Here is a 23,418-nt window from a genome sequence, read left to right on the forward strand (position 1 = left end):
CCCCCACGATGCTGATCGCACCGAGACTGATGGGACGGCGGATCGCCGGGCTGCTCGGCGTGCTCGGCGCCGTCCTCGCGCTGCTGCTCGCCGGCGCCGGACCGGCCTCCGCGCACGCCGCCCTGCAGTCCTCCGACCCCGCGCAGAACGCCGTCCTGCCCACCGCGCCGCCGTCCGTCACCCTGACCTTCAGCGAGGCCGTCTCGCTCTCCCCGGACTCGGTGCGGGTGCTCGACCCGGCCGGCAAGGCCGTGGACGCGGGCGGCCCCACCCACGCCGACGGCAAGGACAACACCGCCCGGGTGGGACTCGGCAGCGGGCTCGCCGACGGCACCTACACCGTCGCCTGGCGGGCCGTCTCCGAGGACTCCCACCCCATCGGCGGGGCGTTCATCTTCTCCATCGGCGCACCCTCGGCCACCACCGTCTCCGCCACCGCGCTGCAGAACGCCGACGCGGACGGGCTGGTCGCCGCGCTCTACGGCACCGGACGGGCCGTCGCGTACGGGGCGTTCGCGCTGCTCGCCGGCGCGGCCGGCTTCGTGCTGCTCTGCTGGCCCGCCGGGGCGGCCCGGCGCCCGGTGCAGCGGCTGCTGATGACCGGCTGGGTGGCACTGCTGGTGTCCACCGTCGCGGTGCTGATGCTGCGCGGCCCGTACGAGCGGGGCTCGGGGATCGCCAAGGCCTTCGACCTGTCGCTGGTCCGCAGCACCCTGGACGAGCGGATCGGCACCGCGCTGGCCGCCCGGCTGCTGCTGCTCGCGGCGAGCGGGGTGTTCCTGTCGCTGCTGGTCGGCCAGCTCGGCCAGCCCGCCGGCCGCGCCGCCGGGGCTGCGGACGGTTCCGTCGACGACGCCGACGGCGAGGAGGCCGAACTGCGGGAGCTGGAGCGGCGCGCCGCCGAACGCCCGCAGCGCGAGGCCCGGCTGGGCCTCGGGGTGGCCGGACTGGTGCTGGCCGTCGCGCTCTCGGCGACCTGGGTCGGCGCCGACCACGCCTCGGTGGGCATCCAGGTCTGGCTCGCGCTGCCGCTCGGCATGCTCCACCTGGTCGCGATGGCGCTCTGGCTGGGCGGCTTGGCGGCCCTGCTGATCGGGCTGCGCGAGGGGATCGGCGCGGACGTCGCCGACCGCTTCTCCAAGCTCGCCTTCGGCGCCGTCGTGGTGCTGGCCGCCACCGGCGTCTACCAGTCCTGGCGCGGCGTCGGCAGCTGGGGCGCGCTGACCGGCACCGAGTACGGGCGGCTGCTGCTGGTGAAGACCGGCTGCGTGATCGCCATGCTCGGCGCCGCCTGGCTGTCCCGCGGCTGGCTGGCCCGGCTGCGCGCCACCCCGCAGGAGGCGGCCGAGGTCGTCCCGGCGGCGGTCGCCGTCGCGGCCGGCCCGGACGGCGGCACCGCCACCACCGGCACCTCCACCAGCCGTACCGGCGAGGGCGGCGCGGACTCCGACGACCCGGTGCGGCGGGCCCAGCTGGCCCGGCAGCGGGCCGCCAGGGAGAACGCCGACCGGGACCGCGGGCTCACCCCGGCCCGCGCCGGGCTGCGCCGCTCGGTGCTGACCGAGGCGGCCGTCGCGGTCGCCGTCCTGGTCGCCACCACGCTGCTCACCAACGCCCCGCCCGGACGGGTGGCCGACGAGATCGGCGCCGGACCGGCGAACGGCGCCGCCCCGGCGGCCGGCGGCGCGGCACCCGCCCCGCAGACGGACCCGGGCCGGACCGTGGAGCTCAAGCTCCCGTACGACACCAAGGGCCGCACGCCGAACGCCAAGGGCACCGCGACGGTCACCCTCAACCCGGCGGGCACCGGGTCGAACGAGGTGCACCTGAAGCTGGACGGCTCCGACGGGCAGCCGGTCGAGGTGCCGGAGGTGCAGCTCGCCTTCACCCTGCCGGACCGCGACCTCGGCCCGCTCGACGTCCCGCTGACCGCCGAGGGCACCGGTCGCTGGACCGGGACGGCGCAGCTGCCGCTCGCCGGGAACTGGGTGGTGTCGGTGGTGGTCAGATCCTCCGAGATCGACCAGACCACGGAGATCAAGCAGCTGAAGATCGGATAGGCGGACCACCCTGATGGAGAGCAGCACCGACCTCACCGGCGGCGCCGTCGGGCACGACGGCACCGCCGGGAGCCCCGGGGGCGGTCTGACCCGGCGGGCCCTGCTGGGCACCGCCGGGGCCGGCCTGGTGGTCGGCGCGGGCGCCGGCGCCGCCACCGCCCTGGCCGTGGACCGGCCCGGCGCGCGGCGTGCCGCGGCTCCGGCCGGCGGCCTCGGCCCCGCCCGGGTGCCGTTCCACGGCGAGCACCAGGGCGGCATCCTCGAACCCCAGCAGGCCCGGGTCCAGCTGGCCGCCTTCGACCTGGCCGCCGGCGCCGGCCGGGACGGCCTGCGGACCCTGCTCCGACGCTGGTCGCGGACGGCCGACCGGATGGCCGCGGGCGAGCCCGCCGACGAGTTCGAGAACCAGGTCGCCCTGGACGCCGGCCCCTGCTCGCTCACCGTCACCTTCGGCTTCGGCACGGGCCTGTTCGACAAGACCGGCCTGGCCGACCGCCGCCCGGCCGGTCTTGAGCCGCTGCCCGCGTTCCCGGCCGACGCGCTGGACCCGGCGCGCGGGGACGGCGACCTGTTCGTGCAGATCGGTGCCGACGACGCGCTGGTGGCCGTGCACGCCCTGCGGGTGCTGCAGCGCCAGGCTGCCGGCACGGCGGCGCTGCGCTGGCAGATGTCCGGCTTCGCCCGCACGCCCGGCGCCACCGCCGCTCCGATGACCGGACGCAACCTGATGGGCCAGATCGACGGCACCAACAACCCCCGGCCCGGCGAGGAGGGCTTCGGGTCCAAGGTGTTCGTCGCCGCCGGGGGGGAGCAGCCGGACTGGCTGACGGGCGGCTCGTTCCTGGTGTTCCGGCGGATCCGGATGCTGCTGGACAACTGGGAGGCGCTGCCGGTGGACCGCCAGGAGCGGGTGATCGGGCGGCGCAAGTCGGACGGCGCCCCGCTCGGCGCGCCCGACGGGGCGGGCGAGCGGGCGCCGGTGGACCTCGCCGCGCAGGCGCCGGACGGGTCGCTGGCCATCCCCTCGGACGCGCACGTCCGGGTCGCCGCCCCGGCCGCCAACGGCGGGGCGGCCATGCTGCGGCGCGGGTTCTCGTACCACGACGGGCTGCTGGCCGACGGCTCGCCGGACGCCGGGCTGCTCTTCCTCGCCTTCCAGGCCGACCCGCGCAAGGGGTTCACCCCCGTGCAGCGCAAGCTGGCCCGCGGCGACGGGCTCTCCCGGTTCCTGCGGCACGAGGCGAGCGGCGTGTACGCCGTCCCGCCCGGCGCGCCGCAGGGCGGCTACGTCGGGCAGGGCCTGCTCGGCTGACCTGCCGGGACGGCCCGGCCGTCCAGCACTCGTACCTCCCCCGCCCACGGAGCGGAACGCGATCACGGGCGGGGGACGAAGTGGCTAAGGTGACTCCTTTCGGCGATCCGCCGTTCTTCCCACAGGCCCCGTTCCCCTTGGAGGCGTCATGTCGGCAACCCGCTACACGTACCTCGGGCCGGCGGGCACCTTTACCGAGGCGGCCCTGCGCACCCTGCCGGAGGCGGCGACCCGGGAGCTGGTGCCGATGTCCTCGGTGCTGCTGGTGCTGGACGCGGTGCGCGGCGGCGAGGCGTCCGGCGCGTTCGTGCCGATCGAGAACTCGGTCGAGGGCGCCGTCACGGCGACCAACGACGAGCTGGCGTCCGGCGCGCCGCTGATGATCTACCGCGAGGTGCTGCTGCCGATCACCTTCGCGCTGCTGGTGCGGCCGGGCACCGCGCTGGCCGACGTGAAGACCGTCACCAGCCACCCGGTGGCCCAGGCGCAGGTCCGCCGCTGGCTGGCCGCCAACCTGCCGGACGCACACTGGGAGTCCGCCGCCTCGAACGCGGACGGCGCCCGGCTGGTGGCCGAGGGCCGGTACGACGGGGCGTTCGCGGGCGAGTTCGCGGCGCCGATCTACGGCCTCGACCCGCTGGTCAAGGACATCGTGGACGCGCAGAGCGCGACCACCCGGTTCGTGCTGGTGGGCCGCCCCGGGCGGGTCTCCTCGCCGACCGGGGCGGACAAGACCTCGATGGTGGTCTGGCTGCCGGACGACCGCCCGGGCGCGCTGCTGGAGCTGCTCCAGGAGTTCGCGGTGCGCGGGGTCAACCTGATGCGGATCGAGTCCCGGCCGACCGGGGAGGGGCTGGGCAACTACTGCTTCCTGATCGACTGCGAGGGGCACCTCAGCGACCGCCGGGTGGGCGAGGCGATGATGGGCCTCAAGCGGATCTGCCCGCAGGTGCGGTTCCTCGGCTCCTATCCGCGCGCCGACCGGCAGGCCTCGGTGCACCAGCGGCCCGGCACCTCGGACGCGGATTTCGGCGCGGCCGCGGACTGGCTCTCGCGGTGCCTGGACGGGCGCGGGGACATCTGAACCGGCCGGACACCGGGGCGCCATTCGGCGGCCGTCCGTCCTTTTCGAACCGTTTTCCACCCCGCCGGGCGGCCGTCCACAGGGCGGCCGCCCCGGTGCGGGGCTTGTCCACAGGGGTGGGCGCTGTCCACAGGCCCGAGTTATCCACAGGCTTGGGGACGAGTCGACAAACCGGTATAGCCACTGCACGTTTCGGTCGGATCATCGGTTTGCGTCGCAGAGATGACTAATCAGACCAGAGTCACCCAGGTGCCAGCAAATCACCCGTCCGAGTGCTTCAATTCGCTCACCCGAGAAGGTCAATTCAGGTTTGAAACTTGAATTCCCTGGTTCGCCGTGCCGCCCACCGGCGCCGTCCCACGATCCACAGCCGACGGCCCCAGCCTGTGGATAACCAGCGGCGGGGCGGTTGCCCACAAAGGTTATCCACAGGCTGGGGCGAGTTATCCCCAGGGGAAATCCGGTACCGGTGGACAGGTCCCCGCCCGGTAGGCTTGGGCCCGTGATTGACCTTCGCCTGCTCCGTGAGGACCCTGACCGAGTGCGCGCCTCGCAGCGCGTCCGTGGCGAGGACGTCGACCTGGTCGACGCCCTCCTCTCCGCCGACGAGCGCCGCAGGTCCTCGGGCACCCGCTTCGACGAGCTGCGCAACGAGCAGAAGTCGCTCGGCAAGCTCGTCGCCAAGGCCCAGGGCGAGGAGAAGGCCGCCCTGCTCCAGCGCACCAAGGAGCTGGCCGCCGAGGTCAAGGCCGCCGACGCCGAGCAGGCCGGGGCCAAGGAGGAGGCCGAGCGGCTGCTCCGCTCGCTGGCGAACCTCATCGACCCGGCCGCCCCGGTCGGCGGCGAGGAGGACTTCGTCACCCTGGAGGAGATCGGCACTCCGCGCGACTTCGCCGCCGAGGGCTTCGAGCCCCGCGACCACGTCGAGCTGGGCCAGCTGCTGGGCGCGATCGACACCGAGCGCGGCGCCAAGGTCGCCGGTGCCCGGTCGTACTACCTGACCGGTGTCGGCGCGCTGCTGGAGCTCGCCCTGGTCAACATGGCGATCGCCCAGGCCACCGCGGCCGGCTTCACCCCGATGATCACCCCGGCCCTGGTCCGCCCGGCGGCCATGGACGGCACCGGCTTCCTCGGCCAGGCCGCCGAGAACGTGTACTTCCTGGAGGGCGACGACCGCTACCTGGTCGGCACCAGCGAGGTCCCGCTCGCGGCGTACCACATGGACGAGATCCTCGACGCCGACAAGCTGCCGCTGCGCTACGCCGGCTACTCGTCCTGCTTCCGCCGCGAGGCCGGCACCTACGGCAAGGACACCCGCGGCATCATCCGCGTCCACCAGTTCGAGAAGGTGGAGATGTTCGTCTTCACCACGCCCGAGGACGCCGAGAACGAGCACCGCCGCCTGCTCCAGTGGGAGAAGGACTTCCTCAACGCCCTCGAACTGCCCTACCGGGTGATCGACGTCGCCTCCGGCGACCTCGGCGCCTCGGCCGCGCGCAAGTTCGACATCGAGGCCTGGATCCCCACCCAGGGCAAGTACCGCGAGGTCACCTCGACCTCGAACACCACCGAGTACCAGTCGCGCCGCCTCGCCATCCGGATGCGCGAGGAGGGCAAGGTCCGCCCGCTGGCCACGCTGAACGGCACCCTGGTCGCCGTCCCGCGCACCATCGTGGCGATCCTGGAGAACCACCAGCAGGCCGACGGCTCGGTCGTCGTCCCCGAGGCGCTCCGCCCCTACCTCGGCGGTCGCACCGTCCTGACGCCGGCCAAGTAGCACCGGCACCGGCCGGCCCGAACCCGCCCGGCACCGGCCGGCACCGCGGCGACGCGGAACGCAGTAACGAAGCAACTCCCGGGAGACCACGGCCCATGAGCACCACCAGCCCCAGCCCCGTCTCCCCCCTGGACGGTGGCGGCCTGCCCTTCAGGCTGGTCGCCACCGACCTCGACGGCACCCTGCTGAACAGCGTCGAGAGCGTCTCGGCGCGCAACCGCGCGGCGCTGGCCGACGCCACCGCGGCCGGGGCGGTGCACATCATCGTCACCGGCCGCTCGGCCGTCTGGGCCCGCCCGGTCTTCGACGAGATCGGCTACCGGGGCATAGCCGTCTGCGGCCAGGGCGCCCAGGTCTACGACGCGGGCGAGCACCGGCTGCTCACCTCGCTCACCCTGGACCGCCGGGTGGCCGCCCTCGCGATCGAGCGGATCGAGGAGGAGACCGGACCGCTGGCGGTCGCCGCCAACCAGGACGGCCTGGACGGCGACGTGCTGGCCGGTCCCGGCTACGAGCTGCAGATCGGCTCCGACCTGCCGGTCGTCCGGACCCCCAAGGACCAGTTGCTCACCGCCCCGATCAGCAAGCTGTACATCCAGCACCACGGCCTGACCGACGACGCCCTCGCCGAGGCCGCCCGCCGCGCGGCCGGCGACCTGGTCGGCGTGGTGATGGCCGGCGCCGGCATCGTCGAGCTGCTGCCGCTGGGCCTCTCCAAGGCCACCGGGCTGGCCATCGCCGCCCGTCGGCTCGGGGTGAAGGCCGCCGACACCATCGCCTTCGGCGACATGCCCAACGACGTGCCGATGTTCGGCTGGGCGCGGCACGGCGTCGCGATGGCCAACGCGCACCGGGAACTGCTCGCGGTGGCCGACGAGGTGACCCTGAGCAACGACGAGGACGGCGTCGCGGCCGTGCTGGAGCGGCTGTACCCGGCCGGACTGCTCTGACGACCCGCCCCGCAGGGCCCGCCGGGTCCGCCGGCTCCACCGGGTGAACGTCCGCCCCGGCCCCGCGGATTCAGCCGTTGGAGTGACGCTGCGGCGAGCCGGTCCGGCGAAGCCGCGGGTCGGCGGGGGTGCGGCCGTCTTCGGCGGCCGGGCGGCACCGGAGGAGTTTGTATGCTCCCAGGGTTGCCCGCTTCCGCCGCTGAGAGGTGCGCGCCATGTCAGTCCAGTGGGGCGAGAGCCCGCCGGATCCGGCTGGGCGTCGGCGCGCCGACGGCGGTCTGCGGACCGACCCTCCCGAGGACGCCCCCGGCCGGATCCCGGTGCCGCGCGGCGGCCGCGCCGAGGCCCGGCGTGCCGCGCAGAACCGGGTCACCTGGAACCGCGGCGCGCAGAACCGCGCCGCCCAGGGCCGCGGCGCCCCGACCCGGCGGCGGGCCGCCCCGCAGGCCCGGCCGCGCGACGGCCGGCGCGGCGCCCGGCGGCTGATCGCCTGGTCGGTGGCCGGGCTGCTGGTGGTCCTGGCCGGCGCCGGCGGCGCGGTGTACTACCGGCTGAACGGCAACCTCCGGTCCTTCGACCCCGACGCCATCGCCCCCGACCGCCCGCCCGAACCGACCGCCGACGCGCACGGCCACCGGCCCGTCAACCTGCTGCTGATCGGCTCCGACTCCCGCGCCGGGCGCAACAGCGACCTCGGTGGCGGCAACGAGGTCGGCGCCCGCTCCGACACCACGATCCTGCTGCACGTCCACGCCGACCACCGGCACGCGGTCGGCGTCTCGATCCCGCGCGACGCCCTGGTGACCGTCCCCCGGTGCAAGCTCCCGAACGGCACCTGGACCCGGGAGCAGCCCGGACAGATGTTCAACTCCGCTTTCTCGGTCGGTAATTACGAGGCCGGCAACCCGGCCTGCACGCAGAACACGGTGGAGCGCCTCACCGGCATCAGGATCGACCACACCATCGAGGTCAACTTCGCCGGCTTCGCCGCGATGACCGGCGCCGTCGGCGGCGTCGACGTCTGCCTGCCGAACGCCGTCCACGAGGGGGACATCAACCCCAACCTGGGCCGCAAGGGCAAGGTGGTGCTGGCCAAGGGGCGCCAGCGGGTCTCCGGGCAGCAGGCGCTGGACTACGTCCGGCTGCGGCACGGCATCGGCGACGACTCCGACGTCGGCCGGATGAAGCGTCAGCAGGCATTCCTGGCCTCGCTGCTGGCCCGGATCAAGAGCAGGGGCCTGAACCCGGCGACGCTGCTGCCGCTGGCCGACGCCGCCACCCGGTCGATGACCGTCGACCCGGGCCTCGACTCGGCCGCCAAGCTGGTGGACTTCGCGCTGACGCTCAAGGACATCGACCTGCACGAGGTCAAGTTCCTGACCACGCCCTGGCGTTACAACGGCGCGCGGATCGACCTGGTGCACCCGGCGGTCGACACCCTGTGGCGGACCCTCCAGGCCGACCGGACCATCGACGGCCAGGACGCCACCGGCCACCAGCCGGACGCGGCCGCCGCACCGCCCCCGCCGCCGGCCTCCCCGCCGTCCCCGCCCGCGACGCTCGGCGCCGACGGCGCGCCGATCCGGGTCACCGTCCACAACGGCACCGGCACCCCCGGCCTGGCCGCCCGGGCCGCCGAGACGCTCCGGGCGGCCCGGGTCACCGTCTCCGCCACGGCCACCGCGCGCGGCGGCGCCCGGGCGGCGACCACCACCGTCGAGTACGGGGCCGGGCAGCGGACCAACGCGCAGAAGGTCGCCGCACTGTTCCCGGGCGCCGCGGTGGCCCCCGGCCCGAGGGCCGGGATCAGCGTGCGGCTCGGCCTGGACTACGCCGGGGCCGCGCTCGGCGCGCCCTCCCCGGCCGCCGCCGCGGCGGCGGCCAGCGCCCCGGCCCGGCTGCCCGCCGAGGTGGTGGGCGGGGCCCGGTCCGCCGACGACGACATCTGCAGCAACGTCTCCTACGGCTGACGGCTGACGGCTGACGGCCGGCGGCCGGGCGGGGCGGGCCCGGAGCGCGTGGTCCCGTGCGCGGGCCGGAGCGCGGGCTCAGAGCGCGGCGCGGATCCAGCCGTCGACCAGGCCCGTGAGGTCCTCGTCCGCCTGGCCGTGGCCGACCACATGGGTGCGGATCACGTCCCCGCCGCCGCCGAACAGACCGCCGCGCCGGTCGGCCTCCAGGACCACCTCGACCTTGCCCTCGGTGGTCACGAAGCTGATCTCCAGCGAGTTGCAGGCGTGCGCGTACTGCGGCGCCGAGGAGTACTCGATCTCCTGGTAGAACGGCAGCGTCTGCCCGGTGCCGCGGATGTGCCCGGCCTCCAGGTCCGCCGAGCGGAACCGGAAGCCCAGCTGGAGCAGGGTGTCCAGGATCCCGCGCTGCACCGGCAGCGGCTCGACCTCCAGCGGGTCGGAGTCGCCCTTGTCCAGCGCGCCCGCGATGTCGACCTCGGTGCGCACCCCGAGCTGCATGCCGTGCAGGCGCTGCCCGGCGACACTGGTGACCGGCGTCTCCCACGGCACCTGGACGGCGAACGGGATCGAGCGGTTCTCGCCCGGCGCCAGCTTCAGCGGCGCGGTCACCGAGAAGCGCGCGAACGGGTACAGGCCGGTGCTCTCCCCGTCCTCGTGCTCGATCTCCACCCGGGCGACCAGGGTCAGCGTGATCCCCCGGATGTCCGCCTCCACCGTCCCGCCGGTCAGCTCGACCGTGCCGGCCATCGTCCCGCCGGGCTGCACGACCGGCGTGCTCAGGACGGTGTCGACACCGGGACCGCCGACGCCCAGGGCACCGAGCAGCTTCTTGAACACCATGCGGACGCTCTCCTCGCATCAAATGGGTGTGGACCGGGCTCCGTCCTACCGGATCGCCGGTCGTCCGGAGGAACGCCAGGCCGCCCCGGACGGTTCCCGGCCCATTTCAACTCTGGTTGTAGGATGACCGGACAAGCAGTTGTAGGATGACCGACGACCGAGGCCGACGAGGCCGTGCGCCGGGCCCGTGCCGGCCCGCCCCCGGGAGGAGAGCCCGCCATGAGCAGCGCGAACAGCGGCAACGACACGCTGCAGACCGCCGGGCGGCGCTCCCTGGTCGACACCGCCATCGAGCAGCTGCGGGAGCAGCTGAGCGCCGGCGTCTGGCCGGTCGGCTCGCGCATCCCGACCGAGCACGAGCTCGCCGAGCGCCTCGGCATCGGACGCAACACCGTGCGCGAGGCGATCCGGGTGCTGGTGCACGCGGGCATGCTGGTCTCCCGTCAGGGCGAGGGCACCTTCGTGCGCTCCACCAGCGACCCGGCCGCCGTCCTGCGCGGCGTGCAGCGCTCCGGCGTGCGGGACGTCCTGGAGGTCCGCGCCGCGCTGGAGGCCGAGGCCGCCCGGCTGGCGGCGCTGCGGCACACCCCCGAGGACGTCCGGCGGATGCGGGCCGCGCTGGCCCGCGAGGCCGAGGTGATCGCGGCGCACCCCGAGCGGGCCGGCCGCGAGGCGACCGTCGAGCACGACCTGGAGTTCCACACCGCCGTCGTCGAGGCCGCGCACAACCCGGCACTGACCGAGGTGTACCGCTACTTCGGCGCCTCGGTGCGGGAGTCGATGCGGACGGCGTTCGGCGACCACGAGATGCCCGAGGTGGTCGTGGCGACCCACCAGGCGCTCGTCGACGCGATCGAGAGCGGCGACCCGGAGCTGGCCGAGCGGGCGTGTCGCGCGCTGCTCGCCGAGCCGACCGCCGCCGTCGAGCAGCTCCTCGCCGCCATCGCCGCCCGGAAGTGAACGGGCCGAGGCCCCCGTTCCCCGCTCCTCCGGTGTGCCCCCGCACGCCTCGAACTCCACGAAAGCAGCACCACCCATGGCCGTCACCCGTGCCCAGCAGCCGGTTGTCACCACCGCCGCCGGCTCCGCCGCGCTCCCCGTCCGCAGCCGGCTGGCCCACCCCGCGCTGCTGCTGACCGGCATCGTGCTGGTCGCCCTGAACATGCGCGCCTGCCTGGCGGCGGTGTCGCCGATGGTGGCCGAGATCCAGCAGACCTTCGGGCTCTCCGCCACCGCGAGCGGGCTGATCACCACCGTGCCGGTGCTCTTCCAGGGCGTCGGCGCCCCGCTCACCCCGCGGCTGACCCGGCGGTTCGGCACCGAGCGGGTGGTGCTGGGCGCGGTGCTGGTGCTCGGCGCGGGCGTGCTGCTCCGGGTGCTGCCGTCGGTGCCGGCGCTGTACGCCGGGTGCGTGGTGATCGGCGTCGCGATCGCCGTGCTGAACGTGTCGATGCCGGGCCTGGTGAAGCGCGAGTTCCCGGGCCGGGCCGCGGCGATGACCGGCGTCTACTCGACCACCATGCTGGTCGGCGCGACGATGGCGGCCGGTCTCTCGGTGCCGCTGGAGCACGCGCTCGGCGGCGGCTGGCAGGCCTCGCTCGGCTCCTGGTCGGTGCTGGCGCTGGTCGCGGCGGTGGCCTGGCTGCCGCAGGTGCTGCGGGCGCGGGCCGCCGGCGCTGCCGCGGGCGCCTCGGGGCCGGCCGCCCCGGCGGCCTCCTCCCGCCCGATCGAGGGCATCTGGCGCTCGCCGCTGGCCTGGCAGATCAGCCTGTTCATGGGCATCTCGTCGCTGCTGGTCTACACCCTGGTCGCCTGGATGCCGACCATCCTGGCCGACCACGGCATGGACCGGGGCGAGGCCGGCCTGGTCTTCGCCTTCTCCAACCTGGTGCAGGTGGCCGGCGCCTTCCTGGTGCCGCTGTTCGCCGGCCGGATGACCCGCCAGCGGGCGCTCGCCGTCTCGATGGCCGCGCTCAACGGGCTCGGCATCGCCGTCCTGCTGATCGCCCCGGTGCCCGGCGCCTGGGTGGCGGCCACCATCCTGGGCGTCGCCCAGGGCGGCTCGCTGGGCCTCGGGCTCGCCTTCATCGTGCTGCGCACCGACAGCGTCGGCGGCGCCGCCCAGCTGGGCGGCATGTCGCAGGCGGTCGGCTATCTGGTCGCGGCGGCCGGCCCGGTCGGCGCCGGCGCCCTGCACCAGCTGACCGGCGGCTGGACCACGCCGCTGGCGCTGATGCTGGTGCTGGCCGCCGTGGTCGCCGCCGCGGGCTGGGGCGCCGGGCGCAACCGGACGCTCTGACGCCGTCCGCCCGGACTACGGGCGGACCCTACGACTCCTCCGAGGCCAGGGTGAGCCCGGCCAGCCGCACCGAGGCCAGCACGGTCGCCGCCACCGCGACCACCAGCAGCAGCGGCACGGCCGCGCCGAGCGAGACCGCCGAGGTGACCGAGCCCTCGGCGGCCACCGCCTCGGCCACCGCCAGGCCCCACTGCTGGACGCTGAGCGTCCGGGCGCCCTCGATGAAGTTGCCGAACAGCGACTCCCACACCAGCGCGTACGCCAGCCCGGCCACCACCGCGTGCCGGGTCACCACGCCGAGCAGCAGGAACAGCGCGCTGTACGCGGCCCCGGAGACCAGCGCGGCGACCGTGTAGCCGAGCGCCAGGCCCTCCTTGGTCCCGTACAGCAGCAGCCCGGCGATCAGCGTCGGCACCGCCGCGAAGACCCAGGTGGTGCCGATCGCGACCGCCAGCTTGGTGGTGATGATCTTCCACCGCGGCAGCGGCTTGGCGAGCAGGTAGACGATCGAGCCGTCGTCGATCTCGGTGGCGATGGCGCCGGTGCCGACGACCAGGCCCAGGATCGGAAGCAGGGTGCCGAGGCCGAGCTTGCCGAGGACGTTCACGACGAGGTCGTGCTTGTCGCCACTGGACCCCGCGGCGATCGCCGAGACGGTCAGCAGCAGAGCGGGGACCACCAGCAGCAGCAGGCCGCGGCGGCGGCCGAGCAGGCCGCGCAGCGTCAGCCTGGCGACGGTCGGGTTCATGGTGGGTCGGCCTTCCTGGGGTCCTGGTGGTGGTGGGTTCCGGTCGGCGGGTGCTGCCCGCGCTAGGCGGAGACGAGGTAGGAGAACACGCTCTCCAGCGACTCGTCCGCCGGTGCCACGGTGTACAGCCGGATGCCGGCCCGCTGGGCGACCTTCGGCAGCAGCGTGGTGAACCCCTGGAAGTTCACCGCCTGGATGCGCAGCGCGTCCTCCTGCCGGTCCAGCTCGATGCCGAAGGTCGACGGGTCGGCGATCAGCGCCGCCGCGAGCCGCCGGTCGTCGCTGGAACGCACCAGGTAGCGGTGCGGGCGGTCGGTCATCAGTCGGCGGATCTTCCGGAAGTCGCCGGACGCGGCGTGCCGTCCGGCCACCACGACCTCGATGTGCCGGGCCAGCTGCTCGACCTCCTCCAGGATGTGCGAGGAGAACAGCACCGTGCGGCCGTCCTCGCCGAACCGGCGCAGCAGGTCCATCAGCTGGAGCCGCTGGCGCGGGTCCATGCCGTTGAACGGCTCGTCCAGCAGCAGCACGGCCGGGTCGTGGACCAGCGCCGAGGCCATCTTGACCCGCTGCTTCATGCCCTTGGAGTAGGTGCCGGTCCGCCGCTCCTGGGCGTACTCCATCTCGACCAGGGCGAGCGCCCTGCGGGCGGCGGCGCCCGGGTGCGCCAGTCCGTGCAGTTCGGCGTTGGCGAGGACGAACTCCCAGCCGGTCAGGTAGTCGTACATCGACTCCCGCTCGGGGACCAGGCCGATCTGCCGGTACACCTGCTGGTTGCGCCAGATCGGCGCGCCGTCCAGGGTCACCGCCCCGCTGGACGGCGCCAGGAAGCCGCTCATCATGTGGATGAGGGTCGACTTCCCGGCCCCGTTCGGCCCCAGCAGGCCGGTGATGCCGGGGCCGATCGCCATGCTGACGTCGTTGACGGCGACCACGTTCCCGAACCAGCGGGAGACCTTGTCGATGGTGATGGTGGCCATGACGCCCTCTCAAACGTTCCGGTAGCGGCGCAGCAGCAGCCGGTAGGAGCCGGCCACCATCGCGGCGGCGACGGCGGTGAACACCAGCAGGCCGAGCCCGCCCGGCGCGTGGATCCGCTCGGGGCCGGAGCCGAGGTCGAACAGCTGGTTGGTCAGGCTCTCCACCATCGCGACGGGCGACATCAGCGCCGCCCACTGCGCGGAGTCCGGGAGCCCCTCGCCGAAGCCGGCGGAGTCCAGGCTCATCCCGACCACCACGCCGAACACCGTGGCGCTGACCGCGAGGTAGCCCATGATCGCGGCCACCCCGAAGCCGCGCCGCGGGGTGGCGGCGGCGATCACCACCGCGACCGAGGTCGGCACCAGCGCGTAGAGCACCGCGGCCACCAGGCCGTAGAGGAAGTGCGCGGTCTGCTCGCCGAAGTCCAGCTTGATCAGCAGCGATCCGACGTACAGCACCAGCAGCGGGGCGATCATCAGCAGCAGCTGCGCGCAGACCATCGCGCCGAACTTGGCCCGCACGTAGTCGGCGCGGGTGATCGGGCGGGAGAAGTACAGCGGCACGGTGTGGTGGCGCAGGTCCCGGGAGAACAGCACCGGCGCCTGCGAGGCCAGGAAGATCGAGATCACCAGGCCGATCGCGCTCAGGTACTGCGCGTAGTCGACCGGCAGCTCCTCGGAGGCGGTCATCACCGCGACCGCCACGATGATCAGGGCCGGCACGGTGGCCACGCCCAGCACGATCATCGGCAGCACCTTGGACTTGCCGGACCGCCCCAGGCCGTACGCACCGCGCAGGCTCTGGGTGAACAGCGAGCGCGCGGCGTACGCCCGGCCGAGCCGGGGGCCGGTGTAGCCGCGGTAGCCGATGTCATGGATGACGCCGGTGTCGGCCGGCCGGGACTCAGGAGGCAGCGACATCTGCGGTACCCCCTTCGTGCTGCGTCGTCTCCGCGTTCTGCGTGAACAGTTCGGCGACCCGGTGCCGCCGCTCCTCCAGCCGGACCAGCCCGAGCCCGAGGTCCGCGACCGCGTCCCGGATCGTGTCGTACGTGTCGTCGCCCGCCAGCCGGACCAGCAGGATCCGCGCGCCGTCCGTCTCCACCGCGAGCCCGCGCGCCGCCAGCCGCTCGCGCACCGCGGCGCTCGCGTCCAGGGCGTGGTCCTCGGGGTGGTCCGTCACCTCGACCGCCAGGGTGGCCGTCGTACCGGTGAAGGAGGCGGTGGACGAGGAGCGCAGCAGCCGGCCGCCGTCGATCACCACCAGGTGGTCGCAGGTGCGCTCCAGCTCGCCCAGCAGGTGGGTGGTGACCAGCACCGAGATGCCGAAGTCCGTGTACACCCGGCGGATCAGCGCCAGCATGTCGTCCCGGCCGACCGGGTCCAGCCCGTTGGTGGGCTCGTCCAGCAGCACCAGCTTGGGGTCGTGCACCAGCGCCTGCGCCAGCTTCACCCGCTGCTTCATGCCGGTCGAGTAGCCGCCCATGGGGCGGTAGCGCTCCTCGTACAGTCCGACGTGCCGCAGCGTGTCCGCGGTCCGCTCACGCGCGGCGGCGGCCGGCAGCCCGGCCATCCGCGCCATGTGCACCACGAACTCGGTGGCCGAGACGTCGGGCGGCAGGCAGTCGTGCTCCGGCATGTAGCCGACCTGCTCGCGGATCTCCGACCCCTGGGTGGCGATGTCCAGCCCGAGCACCCGCCCGGTCCCGGAGGTCGCCGGGGCCAGCCCCAGCAGGATCTTGATGAGTGTGGACTTGCCCGCCCCGTTCGCCCCCACCAGACCGACCACCCCGGGCTCGACCTCAACGGTCAGCTGATCGAGGGCGGTCACCCGGGGGAACCTCTTGGTGAGGCCGTCCGTCTTGATGACAGTGGACACGCGCTTCAACGTAGTGCCCGTCCGCGCGCCCGGTCATGAGCTGCGATGACGACCCCGCCTGCTGCTCCGGTATGACGGCGCCCCGCCCTTCCCCTAGGGGATGCGCCCGGGGACGGCGGCCGTGACGCACCGCCGTCCCCGGACCGCCGGTCAGCCCAGCTGGGCGAGGGCCTCGGTGGCGATGCGCTCGAAGACCGCCAGGTCGTTGGCGAAGACCGAGTCGGGGACCGGCCAGTGCACCACCAGCTCGGTGATGCCGAGCTCCCGGTAGGTGCCGGCCCAGTCGACGAACGCGTCCAGCGACTCCAGCGGACGCTCCGCCGTCGAGCCCTGGAGCAGCATCTTCTCCAGCGTCGCGACGTCCCGGCCGCGCTCCGCACAGGCCGCCGTCAGCTTCTCGATCTGCGTCGCGATGACGGCGGGCGCCTGCTCCACCGGCACGTCCGCCGGTGCCTTCGGGTCGCCGTACGTCACCCAGCCCTGCCCGTACTCGGCCGCCAGCCGCATCCCGCGCGGCCCGGCGGCGGCGACGTAGAAGGGCACCCGCGGGGTCTGCACGCAGCCCGGGACGTTCCGCGCCTCGACGGCGGAGTAGTACCGGCCCTCGCTGGTCGTCGCGTCGTTGCGCAGCAGCTCGTCCAGCAGCGGCAGGAACTCCCCGAACCGGTCCGCCCGCTCCTTCGGCGACCACGCCTCCTGCCCGGTCACCGTCGCGTCGAACCCGGTCCCGCCGGCCCCGATCCCCACGGTCAGCCGCCCGCCGGACACGTCGTCGATGGTGATCAGGTCCTTGGCCAGCGTCACCGGGTGCCGGAAGTTCGGCGAGGTCACCAGCGTCCCCAGCCGGATTCGCTCGGTCGCCGCGGCCGCCGCCGTCAGCGTCGGAACGGCGCCGAACCACGGCCCGTCGCGGAAGCTCCGCCAGGAGAGGTGGTCATAGGTGTACACGGCGTGGAAGCCGAGGTCCTCGGCCCGCCGCCAGATCTTCTGACCCTCGCCCCACCGATGGATGGGGAGGATCACCGTGCTCAGTCGCATGGCCCGACCCTATTCGGGTGCCGGGGGCCGGAGTGGTGGGCGACTCGCCGGGGAGCGGGGTGGTCAGGGGTGCGGGCGTTGGGCGGGGAGGTGGAGGGGGTGGGCGGGGGTGGTGCGGCGGGCGAGGTCGGCGAGGGTCTCGAAGAGGATGTCGCCGATCAGCACGGGTTCGCGGGAGGCCGGTGGGGCCTCCTCCTCGGGGAGGGGCGCGGGCTCGATCTCGATCTCGTCTGGGACCTGGCGAGTTCGCATGGCTCTTCCTGCCGACGGGGTGGCCGAGGGGGTTCTGCCCGGTCGGCGGGGGTGGGACACCCCGGAAGCCGGCGGATCGGCCGGAACTGGCGCAGCGGGGGCCGAAACGCGTCGCGGTGATCGCGGCGGGGCCGCGGGGCGGGGCGTGCGGGCGTGTTCCGGCGGTGGGCGAAGATGGAGCGGTGACCACACCGCGCACCGCTCCCCCGACCCGGCTGATCGCCACCGACCTGGACGGCACCCTGCTCTGCTCCGGCGGCACCGTCAGCGAGCGCACCGCCGCCGCCCTGGCCGCCGCCGAGGCGGCCGGGATCCAGGTGGTGTTCGTGACCGGCCGGCCGCCGCGCTGGATGCAGCAGGTGAGCGCGCACATCGGCGGCCACGGGGTGGCGATCTGCTCGAACGGCGGCGCCGTGGTGGACGTGCGGCGCGGCGCGCTGCTGGAGTCGTTCCCGCTGGCGGCGGAGGACGCGCTCGCGGTGGTGGGGCGGCTGCGGGCCAGGCTGCCGGGCACCGCGTTCGCCTTCGAGTACCCGGCCGGGTTCGCCCGCGAGCCCGGGTACGAGGTGCAGATGTGGGGGCAGGACGAGAACCACCCGGTCGGGCCGGCCGAGGAGCTGCTCGGCCCGGGCGGTCCGGTGCGCGGGCTGTTCAAGCTGCTCGCCAAGCACCCGGACCTGGAGCCGGACAAGCTGCTCGCGCAGGCCAGGGAGGCCGCCGCGGGCCTCGCCGAGATCACCCGCTCGGCGCCGATACCGCTGCTGGAGATCAGCGCGCCCGGCGTCACCAAGGCCAGCACGCTGGCCCGCTGGTGCGCCGGGCGGGGGATCGACCGGAGCGAGGTGGTGGCCTTCGGCGACATGCCGAACGACCTGGAGATGCTGGCCTGGGCCGGCACCGCGTACGCCGTCGCGAACGCCCATCCGCAGGTGCTGGCGGCGGTGCCGCTGCACACGGTGAGCAATGAGCAGGACGGCGTCGCCGCGGTGCTGGAGGAGATCCTCCGGCACCGCGGCGAGTAGGACGGGTCCGGGGCCGGATCAGCCGAAGCGGCCGTTGACGTAGTCCGAGGTCCGCTGGTCGTGCGGGGAGTTGAACACCTGCTCGGTCGGCCCGGCCTCGACGATCCGGCCGGGCGTGTCGTGCGTCGCCAGGAAGAACGCGCAGGACTGCGAGACGCGCTGCGCCTGCTGCATGTTGTGGGTGACGATCACGATGGTCAGCCGGCCGCGCAGCTCCGCGATGGTCTCCTCGACCCGGCGGGTCGAGGTCGGGTCCAGCGCCGAGCACGGCTCGTCCATCAGCAGGATGTCCGGCTCGACGGCCAGCGAGCGCGCGATGCACAGGCGCTGCTGCTGGCCGCCGGAGAGCGAGCCGCCCGGCGTGTCGAGCCGGGTGGCGACCTCCTCCCACAGGCCGGCGCGGCGCAGGCTGGTCTCCACCAGGTGCTCGCGCTCGTCCCTGGACACCTTGATCCCGGCGAGCTTGAGACCGCTGGAGACGTTGTCCTTGATGGACATCGCCGGGAACGGGTTGGGCCGCTGGAACACCATGCCGATCCGGCGCCGCACCTCGGCGGGGCGGCGGCCGGGCCGGTAGACGTCGTCGCCGTCCAGCAGCACCTCGCCGGAGAGCGCGGCGCCGCGGACCATCTCGTGCATCCGGTTGAGGATCCGCAGGTAGGTGGACTTGCCGCAGCCGGACGGGCCGATCAGCGCGGTCACCTCGCCGGCGGGCATGGCGAGCGAGACCCGCTCCAGCACCTTGCGGGAGCCGAACCAGGCGGAGACGTCGCGGGTCTCCAGCCCGGCCAGGACGGGCTCCTGGTCGTAGCCGTCGTAGTGCGCGTCCTGCGGGTACAGCAGGTGCTGCCCGTCCTGCCCGTGGCCGCCGGCCGACGGGACGGCGGGCAGGGTCATCGTGGTCTCGTCGGCCCCCGGGGCCTGGTCGTGCGACAGGTCGGTCATCGGTGCATCCGTCATCGGTACGGTCCTCCGGGCGCGCTTCAGTAGAGGTTGGGCAGCAGGGCGGCGGCGTTCTCGTAGACCGCCCAGAGCAGCGCGCCGATCACCGGCGCGAGGCTGAGGTAGGCGGCCGAGCGGCGCCAGTACCGGGCCAGCACGACAACGGCGGTCACCGCTCCGAGCAGGGCCAGCGACCACAGCTGCAGTGCGCCCAGCGCGCTCTTGTCGGCGGCCAGCGCCTTGTCGTACGGCGTGCCGGCGGGTCGGCCGCCGGGGTTGGGCTGCGCGTCGCCGTCCAGTCGGGCGCCGACCAGCACGGTCGAGCGCGGGGCGAGGTCGGAGTCCCCGGTGACCAGCACCAGCCGGTTGCGGGCCGGGTCCACGATCGGGTGGTCGCCGTCGCCGTACACGTTGACGGTGTAGGTGAACCTGCCCTGTCCGGTGGTGGCCTCGATCTTGTCGCCCACCCGGAGCTTGGCCAGGTCGCCGAACGGCGCACCGAAGGTCGTGCCGCGGCCGAACAGCACCGCGACGCCGGTCTGGCCGGGCAGCGCGGTGTCGCGGCGGTGGCCGGGGCCCTTCATGAGGTCCCGGCCGGTGGTGCCCTCGACCACGACCACCTGGTGCAGCCCGATCGCCGGGATGTCCAGCAGTGCGACGGGGGCGCCGTCCGCGGCCCTGCCGGTCGGCGCGGTCGCCTTGCCCAGCTGGTCCCGGAAGGTCTTGTAGGACGTCGACTGGAAGTGCTTCTGCTGGAGGTGCGAGAGGGTGAACAGGTAGCCGACGAAGCCCAGGGTGAGCGCGGCCAGCAGGCTCACCGCCCAGGCGCCCTGGAGGAAGCGGGTGCGCCCGGCGGTCCGGCCGGTGCCGCCGTCGGATCCGCCGCCCGGCTTGGGCTCCTTCCCGGCCGCGGGGGCCGCCGCCGGTCCGGCCGGACCGGCCGGCGGGGACGCGGGCCGGGTGGCGGAGGCCGGCTTCTCCAGCGCCGGGGCGGTCATGACCGGCCTCCGGTGTTGGTGCGGCGGCGCAGCAGGCGGCGGCCGAGCAGCGGCGGGACGATCACGACCGCGAGCAGTTCGAGCGCCGTCAGGACGGTCAGCGTCCAGTCCTCGGGGCGTCCGCCGACCTCCACCACGTTGGCCGCCACCTCGGTGGAGCCGCCGCCGGTGCGGGCACGGGCGACCACCTGGCCGGTCTGGGGGTCGACGACCTGCTCGGCGGCCTGCTCCTCGCCGGCGACCGCGCCGTCGGCGGCCGCCGGGTCGACGGCCGCGGGGTCGGCGGCCGGGTCGGCCGGCGCGGCTCCGGCGGCTCCGCCGTCAGCCGCGGTGCCGGTCCCGCCGGTGCCGGTCCCGCCGGAACCGCCGGAGGCCGAACCCGCGCCCCCGGTGGCGGCGTTGGAGCCGTTGGCCGATCCGGTGCCGCCGGCCGCGCCGGTGCCGCCGGTGGTGGCGTTGGCCGCCTTGCCGCCGACCGCGCCGTTGCCGCCGGTCGACGCGGCGGCGCCCGCGCCGGTGCCGCCGGAACCCGATCCGCCGGTGCCGCCGGTGCTGCTGCCGCCGGAGGCACCCGAGCCGCTGCCGCCGGAGGCGCCGGAGCCCGAGCCGCCCGAGCCGCCGCCGTTGGGGCAGTCGAGCGGGGTGCCCTTGGCGTCGCAGGGGTTGGGCTGCGGGGCGTTGGTGAGGACAGTCAGCTCACCGGCGGCGTTGAAGGTCGGGTTGTCGCAGTTCGACAGCGAGTTGGGGTCGACCGGGCTGGCGTTGCCGGGGATGTGCTGGGTCTGCAGCATGCCGCCGCGGACCAGGTTGCGCGGGATCGGCGAGTACCCGAGGTCGTCGGCCTTGCCCTGGCCGGCGCAGAGCACGTACGAGATGAAGCGGCTGAGCGCGCTGCCCTTCTCGTCGTTGAAGCGCGGCGGGACCGGCAGCGCCGCTCCCTTGCGCGGCACGATCAGGTAGCTGTAGCTGGAGATCGGGTAGGACCTCGGGTCGTTCATCGTGTAGACGCCGTCGAGGTTCTGCTGGAGGTAGTTCGGGTCGTCCGGCGAGGTGTTGTCGTCGACGCCGCGGATCCGGGCCGCGGTCAGCGCCACGGCGACGTTGGACGCGGTGGGGAGCGAGTAGTAGCCGGCCGGGTTGAGGACCTTGACGACCGGCCAGTTGCTGCCCTTGGCGAAGGCGTACTCGTCGTAGCCGATGGTGCCGGCGCCGGAGGCGCCCATGATGTAGTTGGCGACGACGTCCGAGCCGTTCTGCGCGGCCATCCGGCCCGCCTTGGGGAAGAACTCGGTGTAGTCACCGCAGCCGACGCCGTTGACGCTGCGGCAGTACGCCTCCCACTCGGCCTGGTGGGTGTGCTGCATCCACCGGGTGAACTGCGCGGTGGCGCCGGAGCCGTCCGAACGGATGACCGGGGTGATCGGGATCGACGGGAGGGCCCTGCCGTAGTCGGCGGTGATCTTCGGGTCGTTCCAGTTGGTGATCTTGTTGGTGAAGATGCCGACGATGGTGTCCGGCGACAGCCGCAGGTCCCGGACCTGCTTGTTGCCGATCGAGAGGTTGTACATGAACGCGGTGCCGCCGGCGGTGATCGGGACGTAGGAGTACCCGTACACGGGGTTCTCGATGTTGCCCGCGCCGCCCTCGTGGCCGCCGCTGCCGAGACCGGTGTCCTCCTTGGTGCGGAACGGCACGTCGGAGGCGGTGAAGTCGTTCTGCCCGATGGACCACTGGTTGCGGCCGGCGGCCGAACCCGTCGCACTGAAGTTGATCTTGATGCCCTGCGGGTTGACGTCATTGCGCCACTGGTCGATGGCCGGGCCGGCCCAGCTCGACCCGTCGGCGTTCAGCGAGGTGGCCGCGAACGCCGGGGTGCTCTGGCCCAGCAGCAGCGAGGCCGCGGCGAGGGACAGGGTCAGCAGCATGGCGAAGGTGCGTGCCACGGGGCGGCTTGCGGCCTCCCACGACATGGGAACTCCTCTGGTACGGAGGGTGGTTGGTGCGGTCAGTGGTGACATCAGCGGTTGCTCCCGGCCGTGATGGCCCGTCGGACCTGCTCGCGCCGCCGCTGCCGCCGGCTCAGGTCGCCGGGGCGGCGGCCGCCGATCACCCGGGCGGTGACGAAGAGGATCAGCACCACGACCATCAGGGTCAGCGCGGCCGCGAAGGCCCGCGCGACCATGTCGGGGTAGGGCTGCTTGACGTAGTTCCAGATGAACAGCGGCAGCGAGACCTGGCGGTCGCTGAACGGGTTGCCGTTGAACTGCGTGGTGAACCCGGCGGTCAGCAGCACCGGCGAGGTCTCGCCGACGCCGCGCGCCATGCCGAGCACCACCGCGGTCACCAGGCCCGGACGGGCGGTCGGCAGGACGACGTTCCACACCGTGCGCCACTGGCTGCCGCCGAGCGCGTAGGACGCCTCCCGCAGGGTGCCGGGCACCAGCCGGATGACCACCTCGGCGGCCCGGGTGACGATCGGCATCATCATCACGGTGAGCGCCAGCGAGGCCGCGAACCCGCTCTTCTCGAAGCCGAAGGTGATGATCACGACACCCAGCACGAACAGGCCGGCCACGATGGACGGCAGCGCGGTCATCGCCTCCACCAGGGTCCGCACCGGCCGGGCCATCCGACCGCCGACCTCGGACATGAAGACCGCCGCCGCGATGCCCAGCGGGACCGCGAACAGGGTGGCCAGGCCCAGCTGTTCGAGCGAACCGACCACCGCGTGGATCGCGCCGCCGGAGGTGATCGGCGAGAGCGCCGCGGTGGTCTCCATCGACTCGGTGAAGAAGTTGGAGTGCCGGGCGGCGTCCATGCCGCGCAGCGCCACGTAGCCGATCTGCTCGGCGATCAGCGCCACCACCAGCGCGCCCGAGCTCCAGGCGACCACGGACACCAGGCGTTCGCGCACCAGCAGGGCGCCCCACTGGAGCCGGCCGAGCAGGAAGTAGCCGCCGAGGAAGAACAGGTACCAGCAGAGCAGGAAGCCGAACGCGCCGCTGAAGGGCAGCACCCGCTCGTAGAGCAGCCAGTCCAGCGCGAGCGAGCCGGACAACGCGCCGAACACCGTCAGCACGTCCTCGCGGGTGACGCCTCCGAGCTTGAGCTTCCGCTCGGGCAGCGGGGGACGGGCGTCCTCCGGAGCGGCGGGTGCCACGGCGGGCGCGGCGGGCGCGGCGTCGGCCGGCAGGTCGAGCGTGGTCATCGGGTCGTCCCTTCACGACGGGGCGGCAACGGGCGGGGGCGGGGGGTGAGGGTCAT

Annotated in this window: 20 protein-coding genes; 9 read left to right on the forward strand and 11 right to left on the reverse strand. The window is 74.1% G+C overall.

Annotated features, from left to right (window positions below; all coding sequences use genetic code 11):
• Window positions 1–8 precede the first annotated feature (8 nt).
• From ACFU74_RS05870 to ACFU74_RS05895, 6 genes are all read left to right on the forward strand, one after another.
• Window positions 9–2,060 carry a FixH family protein gene (locus ACFU74_RS05870; RefSeq protein ID WP_380752348.1) on the forward strand — a complete coding sequence of 684 codons (2,052 nt, stop codon included), beginning with the start codon at window positions 9–11 and terminating at the stop codon, window positions 2,058–2,060.
• A gap of 13 nt (window positions 2,061–2,073) precedes the next feature.
• On the forward strand, window positions 2,074–3,372 hold the full coding sequence (gene efeB / locus ACFU74_RS05875; protein WP_380752351.1) for an iron uptake transporter deferrochelatase/peroxidase subunit: 1,299 nt from the start codon (window positions 2,074–2,076) through the stop codon (window positions 3,370–3,372).
• 148 nt (window positions 3,373–3,520) lie between these two features.
• Window positions 3,521–4,456, forward strand: coding sequence for a prephenate dehydratase (gene pheA / locus ACFU74_RS05880; protein WP_380752354.1), 936 nt, complete (start codon window positions 3,521–3,523; stop codon window positions 4,454–4,456).
• Between the two features lie 502 nt (window positions 4,457–4,958).
• On the forward strand, window positions 4,959–6,233 hold the full coding sequence (gene serS, locus ACFU74_RS05885) for a serine--tRNA ligase (RefSeq protein WP_380752357.1): 1,275 nt from the start codon (window positions 4,959–4,961) through the stop codon (window positions 6,231–6,233).
• 95 nt (window positions 6,234–6,328) lie between these two features.
• Window positions 6,329–7,183, forward strand: coding sequence for an HAD family hydrolase (locus ACFU74_RS05890; protein ID WP_380752360.1), 855 nt, complete (start codon window positions 6,329–6,331; stop codon window positions 7,181–7,183).
• Window positions 7,184–7,398: 215 nt separating this feature from the next.
• Window positions 7,399–9,153 carry an LCP family protein gene (locus ACFU74_RS05895; protein WP_380752363.1) on the forward strand — a complete coding sequence of 585 codons (1,755 nt, stop codon included), beginning with the start codon at window positions 7,399–7,401 and terminating at the stop codon, window positions 9,151–9,153.
• Window positions 9,154–9,231: 78 nt separating this feature from the next.
• On the opposite strand, the gene ACFU74_RS05900 is transcribed toward ACFU74_RS05895, so the two are convergent.
• A complete protein-coding gene (locus tag ACFU74_RS05900; RefSeq protein ID WP_380752366.1) occupies window positions 9,232–9,996 on the reverse strand; it encodes a sporulation protein in 765 nt (254 codons plus the stop codon).
• A 219-nt stretch (window positions 9,997–10,215) separates the two neighbouring features.
• Here ACFU74_RS05900 and ACFU74_RS05905 point away from each other — a divergent pair, with 219 nt between their 5' ends.
• Both ACFU74_RS05905 and ACFU74_RS05910 read left to right on the forward strand, forming a co-directional pair.
• Window positions 10,216–10,956 (forward strand): FadR/GntR family transcriptional regulator, encoded by a 741-nt coding sequence (locus tag ACFU74_RS05905; protein WP_380752369.1) that lies wholly within the window; start codon window positions 10,216–10,218, stop codon window positions 10,954–10,956.
• Window positions 10,957–11,032: 76 nt separating this feature from the next.
• The gene (locus ACFU74_RS05910; protein ID WP_380752372.1) at window positions 11,033–12,295 is read left to right on the forward strand and encodes a CynX/NimT family MFS transporter; all 1,263 of its coding nucleotides are present in this window, start codon (window positions 11,033–11,035) and stop codon (window positions 12,293–12,295) included.
• A 28-nt stretch (window positions 12,296–12,323) separates the two neighbouring features.
• On the opposite strand, the gene ACFU74_RS05915 is transcribed toward ACFU74_RS05910, so the two are convergent.
• The 6 genes from ACFU74_RS05915 to ACFU74_RS05940 all read right to left on the reverse strand — a co-directional run bounded on the left by ACFU74_RS05915 (window position 12,324) and on the right by ACFU74_RS05940 (window position 17,192).
• Window positions 12,324–13,043: an ABC transporter permease gene (locus ACFU74_RS05915; RefSeq protein WP_380752375.1), complete on the reverse strand. Its 720-nt coding sequence runs from the start codon at window positions 13,041–13,043 to the stop codon at window positions 12,324–12,326.
• 62 nt (window positions 13,044–13,105) lie between these two features.
• Window positions 13,106–14,023 (reverse strand): ABC transporter ATP-binding protein, encoded by a 918-nt coding sequence (locus ACFU74_RS05920; RefSeq protein WP_380752378.1) that lies wholly within the window; start codon window positions 14,021–14,023, stop codon window positions 13,106–13,108.
• A gap of 9 nt (window positions 14,024–14,032) precedes the next feature.
• Window positions 14,033–14,944, reverse strand: a complete 912-nt coding sequence (locus ACFU74_RS05925) for an ABC transporter permease (protein WP_380752381.1) — start codon at window positions 14,942–14,944, stop codon at window positions 14,033–14,035.
• On the reverse strand, window positions 14,928–15,902 hold the full coding sequence (locus tag ACFU74_RS05930; protein WP_380752384.1) for an ABC transporter ATP-binding protein: 975 nt from the start codon (window positions 15,900–15,902) through the stop codon (window positions 14,928–14,930). The genes ACFU74_RS05925 and ACFU74_RS05930 overlap by 17 nt, the downstream gene beginning before the upstream one ends.
• Before the next feature lie 150 nt (window positions 15,903–16,052).
• Window positions 16,053–16,940, reverse strand: coding sequence for an LLM class flavin-dependent oxidoreductase (locus tag ACFU74_RS05935; protein WP_380752387.1), 888 nt, complete (start codon window positions 16,938–16,940; stop codon window positions 16,053–16,055).
• A gap of 63 nt (window positions 16,941–17,003) precedes the next feature.
• Window positions 17,004–17,192 carry a hypothetical protein gene (locus ACFU74_RS05940; protein WP_380752390.1) on the reverse strand — a complete coding sequence of 63 codons (189 nt, stop codon included), beginning with the start codon at window positions 17,190–17,192 and terminating at the stop codon, window positions 17,004–17,006.
• A gap of 182 nt (window positions 17,193–17,374) precedes the next feature.
• Here ACFU74_RS05940 and ACFU74_RS05945 point away from each other — a divergent pair, with 182 nt between their 5' ends.
• Window positions 17,375–18,214, forward strand: a complete 840-nt coding sequence (locus ACFU74_RS05945) for an HAD family hydrolase (RefSeq protein WP_380752393.1) — start codon at window positions 17,375–17,377, stop codon at window positions 18,212–18,214.
• Window positions 18,215–18,232: 18 nt separating this feature from the next.
• Here ACFU74_RS05945 and ACFU74_RS05950 read toward each other — a convergent pair whose 3' ends face one another.
• The 4 genes from ACFU74_RS05950 to pstA are packed head-to-tail and all read right to left on the reverse strand — an operon-like array spanning window position 18,233 to window position 23,362.
• Complete coding sequence (locus ACFU74_RS05950) at window positions 18,233–19,174, reverse strand: phosphate ABC transporter ATP-binding protein (protein ID WP_380752396.1); 942 nt, start codon at window positions 19,172–19,174, stop codon at window positions 18,233–18,235.
• A 23-nt stretch (window positions 19,175–19,197) separates the two neighbouring features.
• Window positions 19,198–20,154, reverse strand: coding sequence for a class E sortase (locus ACFU74_RS05955; protein ID WP_380752399.1), 957 nt, complete (start codon window positions 20,152–20,154; stop codon window positions 19,198–19,200).
• Window positions 20,151–22,124 (reverse strand): substrate-binding domain-containing protein, encoded by a 1,974-nt coding sequence (locus ACFU74_RS05960; RefSeq protein ID WP_380752402.1) that lies wholly within the window; start codon window positions 22,122–22,124, stop codon window positions 20,151–20,153. The genes ACFU74_RS05955 and ACFU74_RS05960 overlap by 4 nt, the downstream gene beginning before the upstream one ends.
• A gap of 47 nt (window positions 22,125–22,171) precedes the next feature.
• Window positions 22,172–23,362, reverse strand: coding sequence for a phosphate ABC transporter permease PstA (gene pstA / locus ACFU74_RS05965; protein ID WP_380752405.1), 1,191 nt, complete (start codon window positions 23,360–23,362; stop codon window positions 22,172–22,174).
• Window positions 23,363–23,418: the final 56 nt, after the last annotated feature.

The sequence above is a fragment of the Kitasatospora sp. NPDC057500 genome (assembly GCF_042802195.1).
Classification (GTDB): domain Bacteria; phylum Actinomycetota; class Actinomycetes; order Streptomycetales; family Streptomycetaceae; genus Kitasatospora.

What these genes read in the sequence shown, in the direction of transcription:
- ACFU74_RS05905 (WP_380752369.1), top strand. Translation starts at nt 10,216, where the DNA reads ATGAGCAGCGCGAACAGCGGCAACGACACGCTGCAGACCGCCGGGCGG.
- ACFU74_RS05935 (WP_380752387.1), bottom strand. Translation starts at nt 16,940, where the DNA reads ATGCGACTGAGCACGGTGATCCTCCCCATCCATCGGTGGGGCGAGGGT.
- ACFU74_RS05955 (WP_380752399.1), bottom strand. Translation starts at nt 20,154, where the DNA reads ATGACCGCCCCGGCGCTGGAGAAGCCGGCCTCCGCCACCCGGCCCGCG.
- ACFU74_RS05895 (WP_380752363.1), top strand. Translation starts at nt 7,399, where the DNA reads ATGTCAGTCCAGTGGGGCGAGAGCCCGCCGGATCCGGCTGGGCGTCGG.
- ACFU74_RS05940 (WP_380752390.1), bottom strand. Translation starts at nt 17,192, where the DNA reads ATGCGAACTCGCCAGGTCCCAGACGAGATCGAGATCGAGCCCGCGCCC.
- ACFU74_RS05890 (WP_380752360.1), top strand. Translation starts at nt 6,329, where the DNA reads ATGAGCACCACCAGCCCCAGCCCCGTCTCCCCCCTGGACGGTGGCGGC.
- pheA (WP_380752354.1), top strand. Translation starts at nt 3,521, where the DNA reads ATGTCGGCAACCCGCTACACGTACCTCGGGCCGGCGGGCACCTTTACC.
- ACFU74_RS05960 (WP_380752402.1), bottom strand. Translation starts at nt 22,124, where the DNA reads ATGTCGTGGGAGGCCGCAAGCCGCCCCGTGGCACGCACCTTCGCCATG.
- ACFU74_RS05900 (WP_380752366.1), bottom strand. Translation starts at nt 9,996, where the DNA reads ATGGTGTTCAAGAAGCTGCTCGGTGCCCTGGGCGTCGGCGGTCCCGGT.
- ACFU74_RS05920 (WP_380752378.1), bottom strand. Translation starts at nt 14,023, where the DNA reads ATGGCCACCATCACCATCGACAAGGTCTCCCGCTGGTTCGGGAACGTG.
- efeB (WP_380752351.1), top strand. Translation starts at nt 2,074, where the DNA reads ATGGAGAGCAGCACCGACCTCACCGGCGGCGCCGTCGGGCACGACGGC.
- ACFU74_RS05870 (WP_380752348.1), top strand. Translation starts at nt 9, where the DNA reads ATGCTGATCGCACCGAGACTGATGGGACGGCGGATCGCCGGGCTGCTC.
- pstA (WP_380752405.1), bottom strand. Translation starts at nt 23,362, where the DNA reads ATGACCACGCTCGACCTGCCGGCCGACGCCGCGCCCGCCGCGCCCGCC.
- ACFU74_RS05950 (WP_380752396.1), bottom strand. Translation starts at nt 19,174, where the DNA reads ATGACGGATGCACCGATGACCGACCTGTCGCACGACCAGGCCCCGGGG.
- ACFU74_RS05925 (WP_380752381.1), bottom strand. Translation starts at nt 14,944, where the DNA reads ATGTCGCTGCCTCCTGAGTCCCGGCCGGCCGACACCGGCGTCATCCAT.
- ACFU74_RS05910 (WP_380752372.1), top strand. Translation starts at nt 11,033, where the DNA reads ATGGCCGTCACCCGTGCCCAGCAGCCGGTTGTCACCACCGCCGCCGGC.
- ACFU74_RS05915 (WP_380752375.1), bottom strand. Translation starts at nt 13,043, where the DNA reads ATGAACCCGACCGTCGCCAGGCTGACGCTGCGCGGCCTGCTCGGCCGC.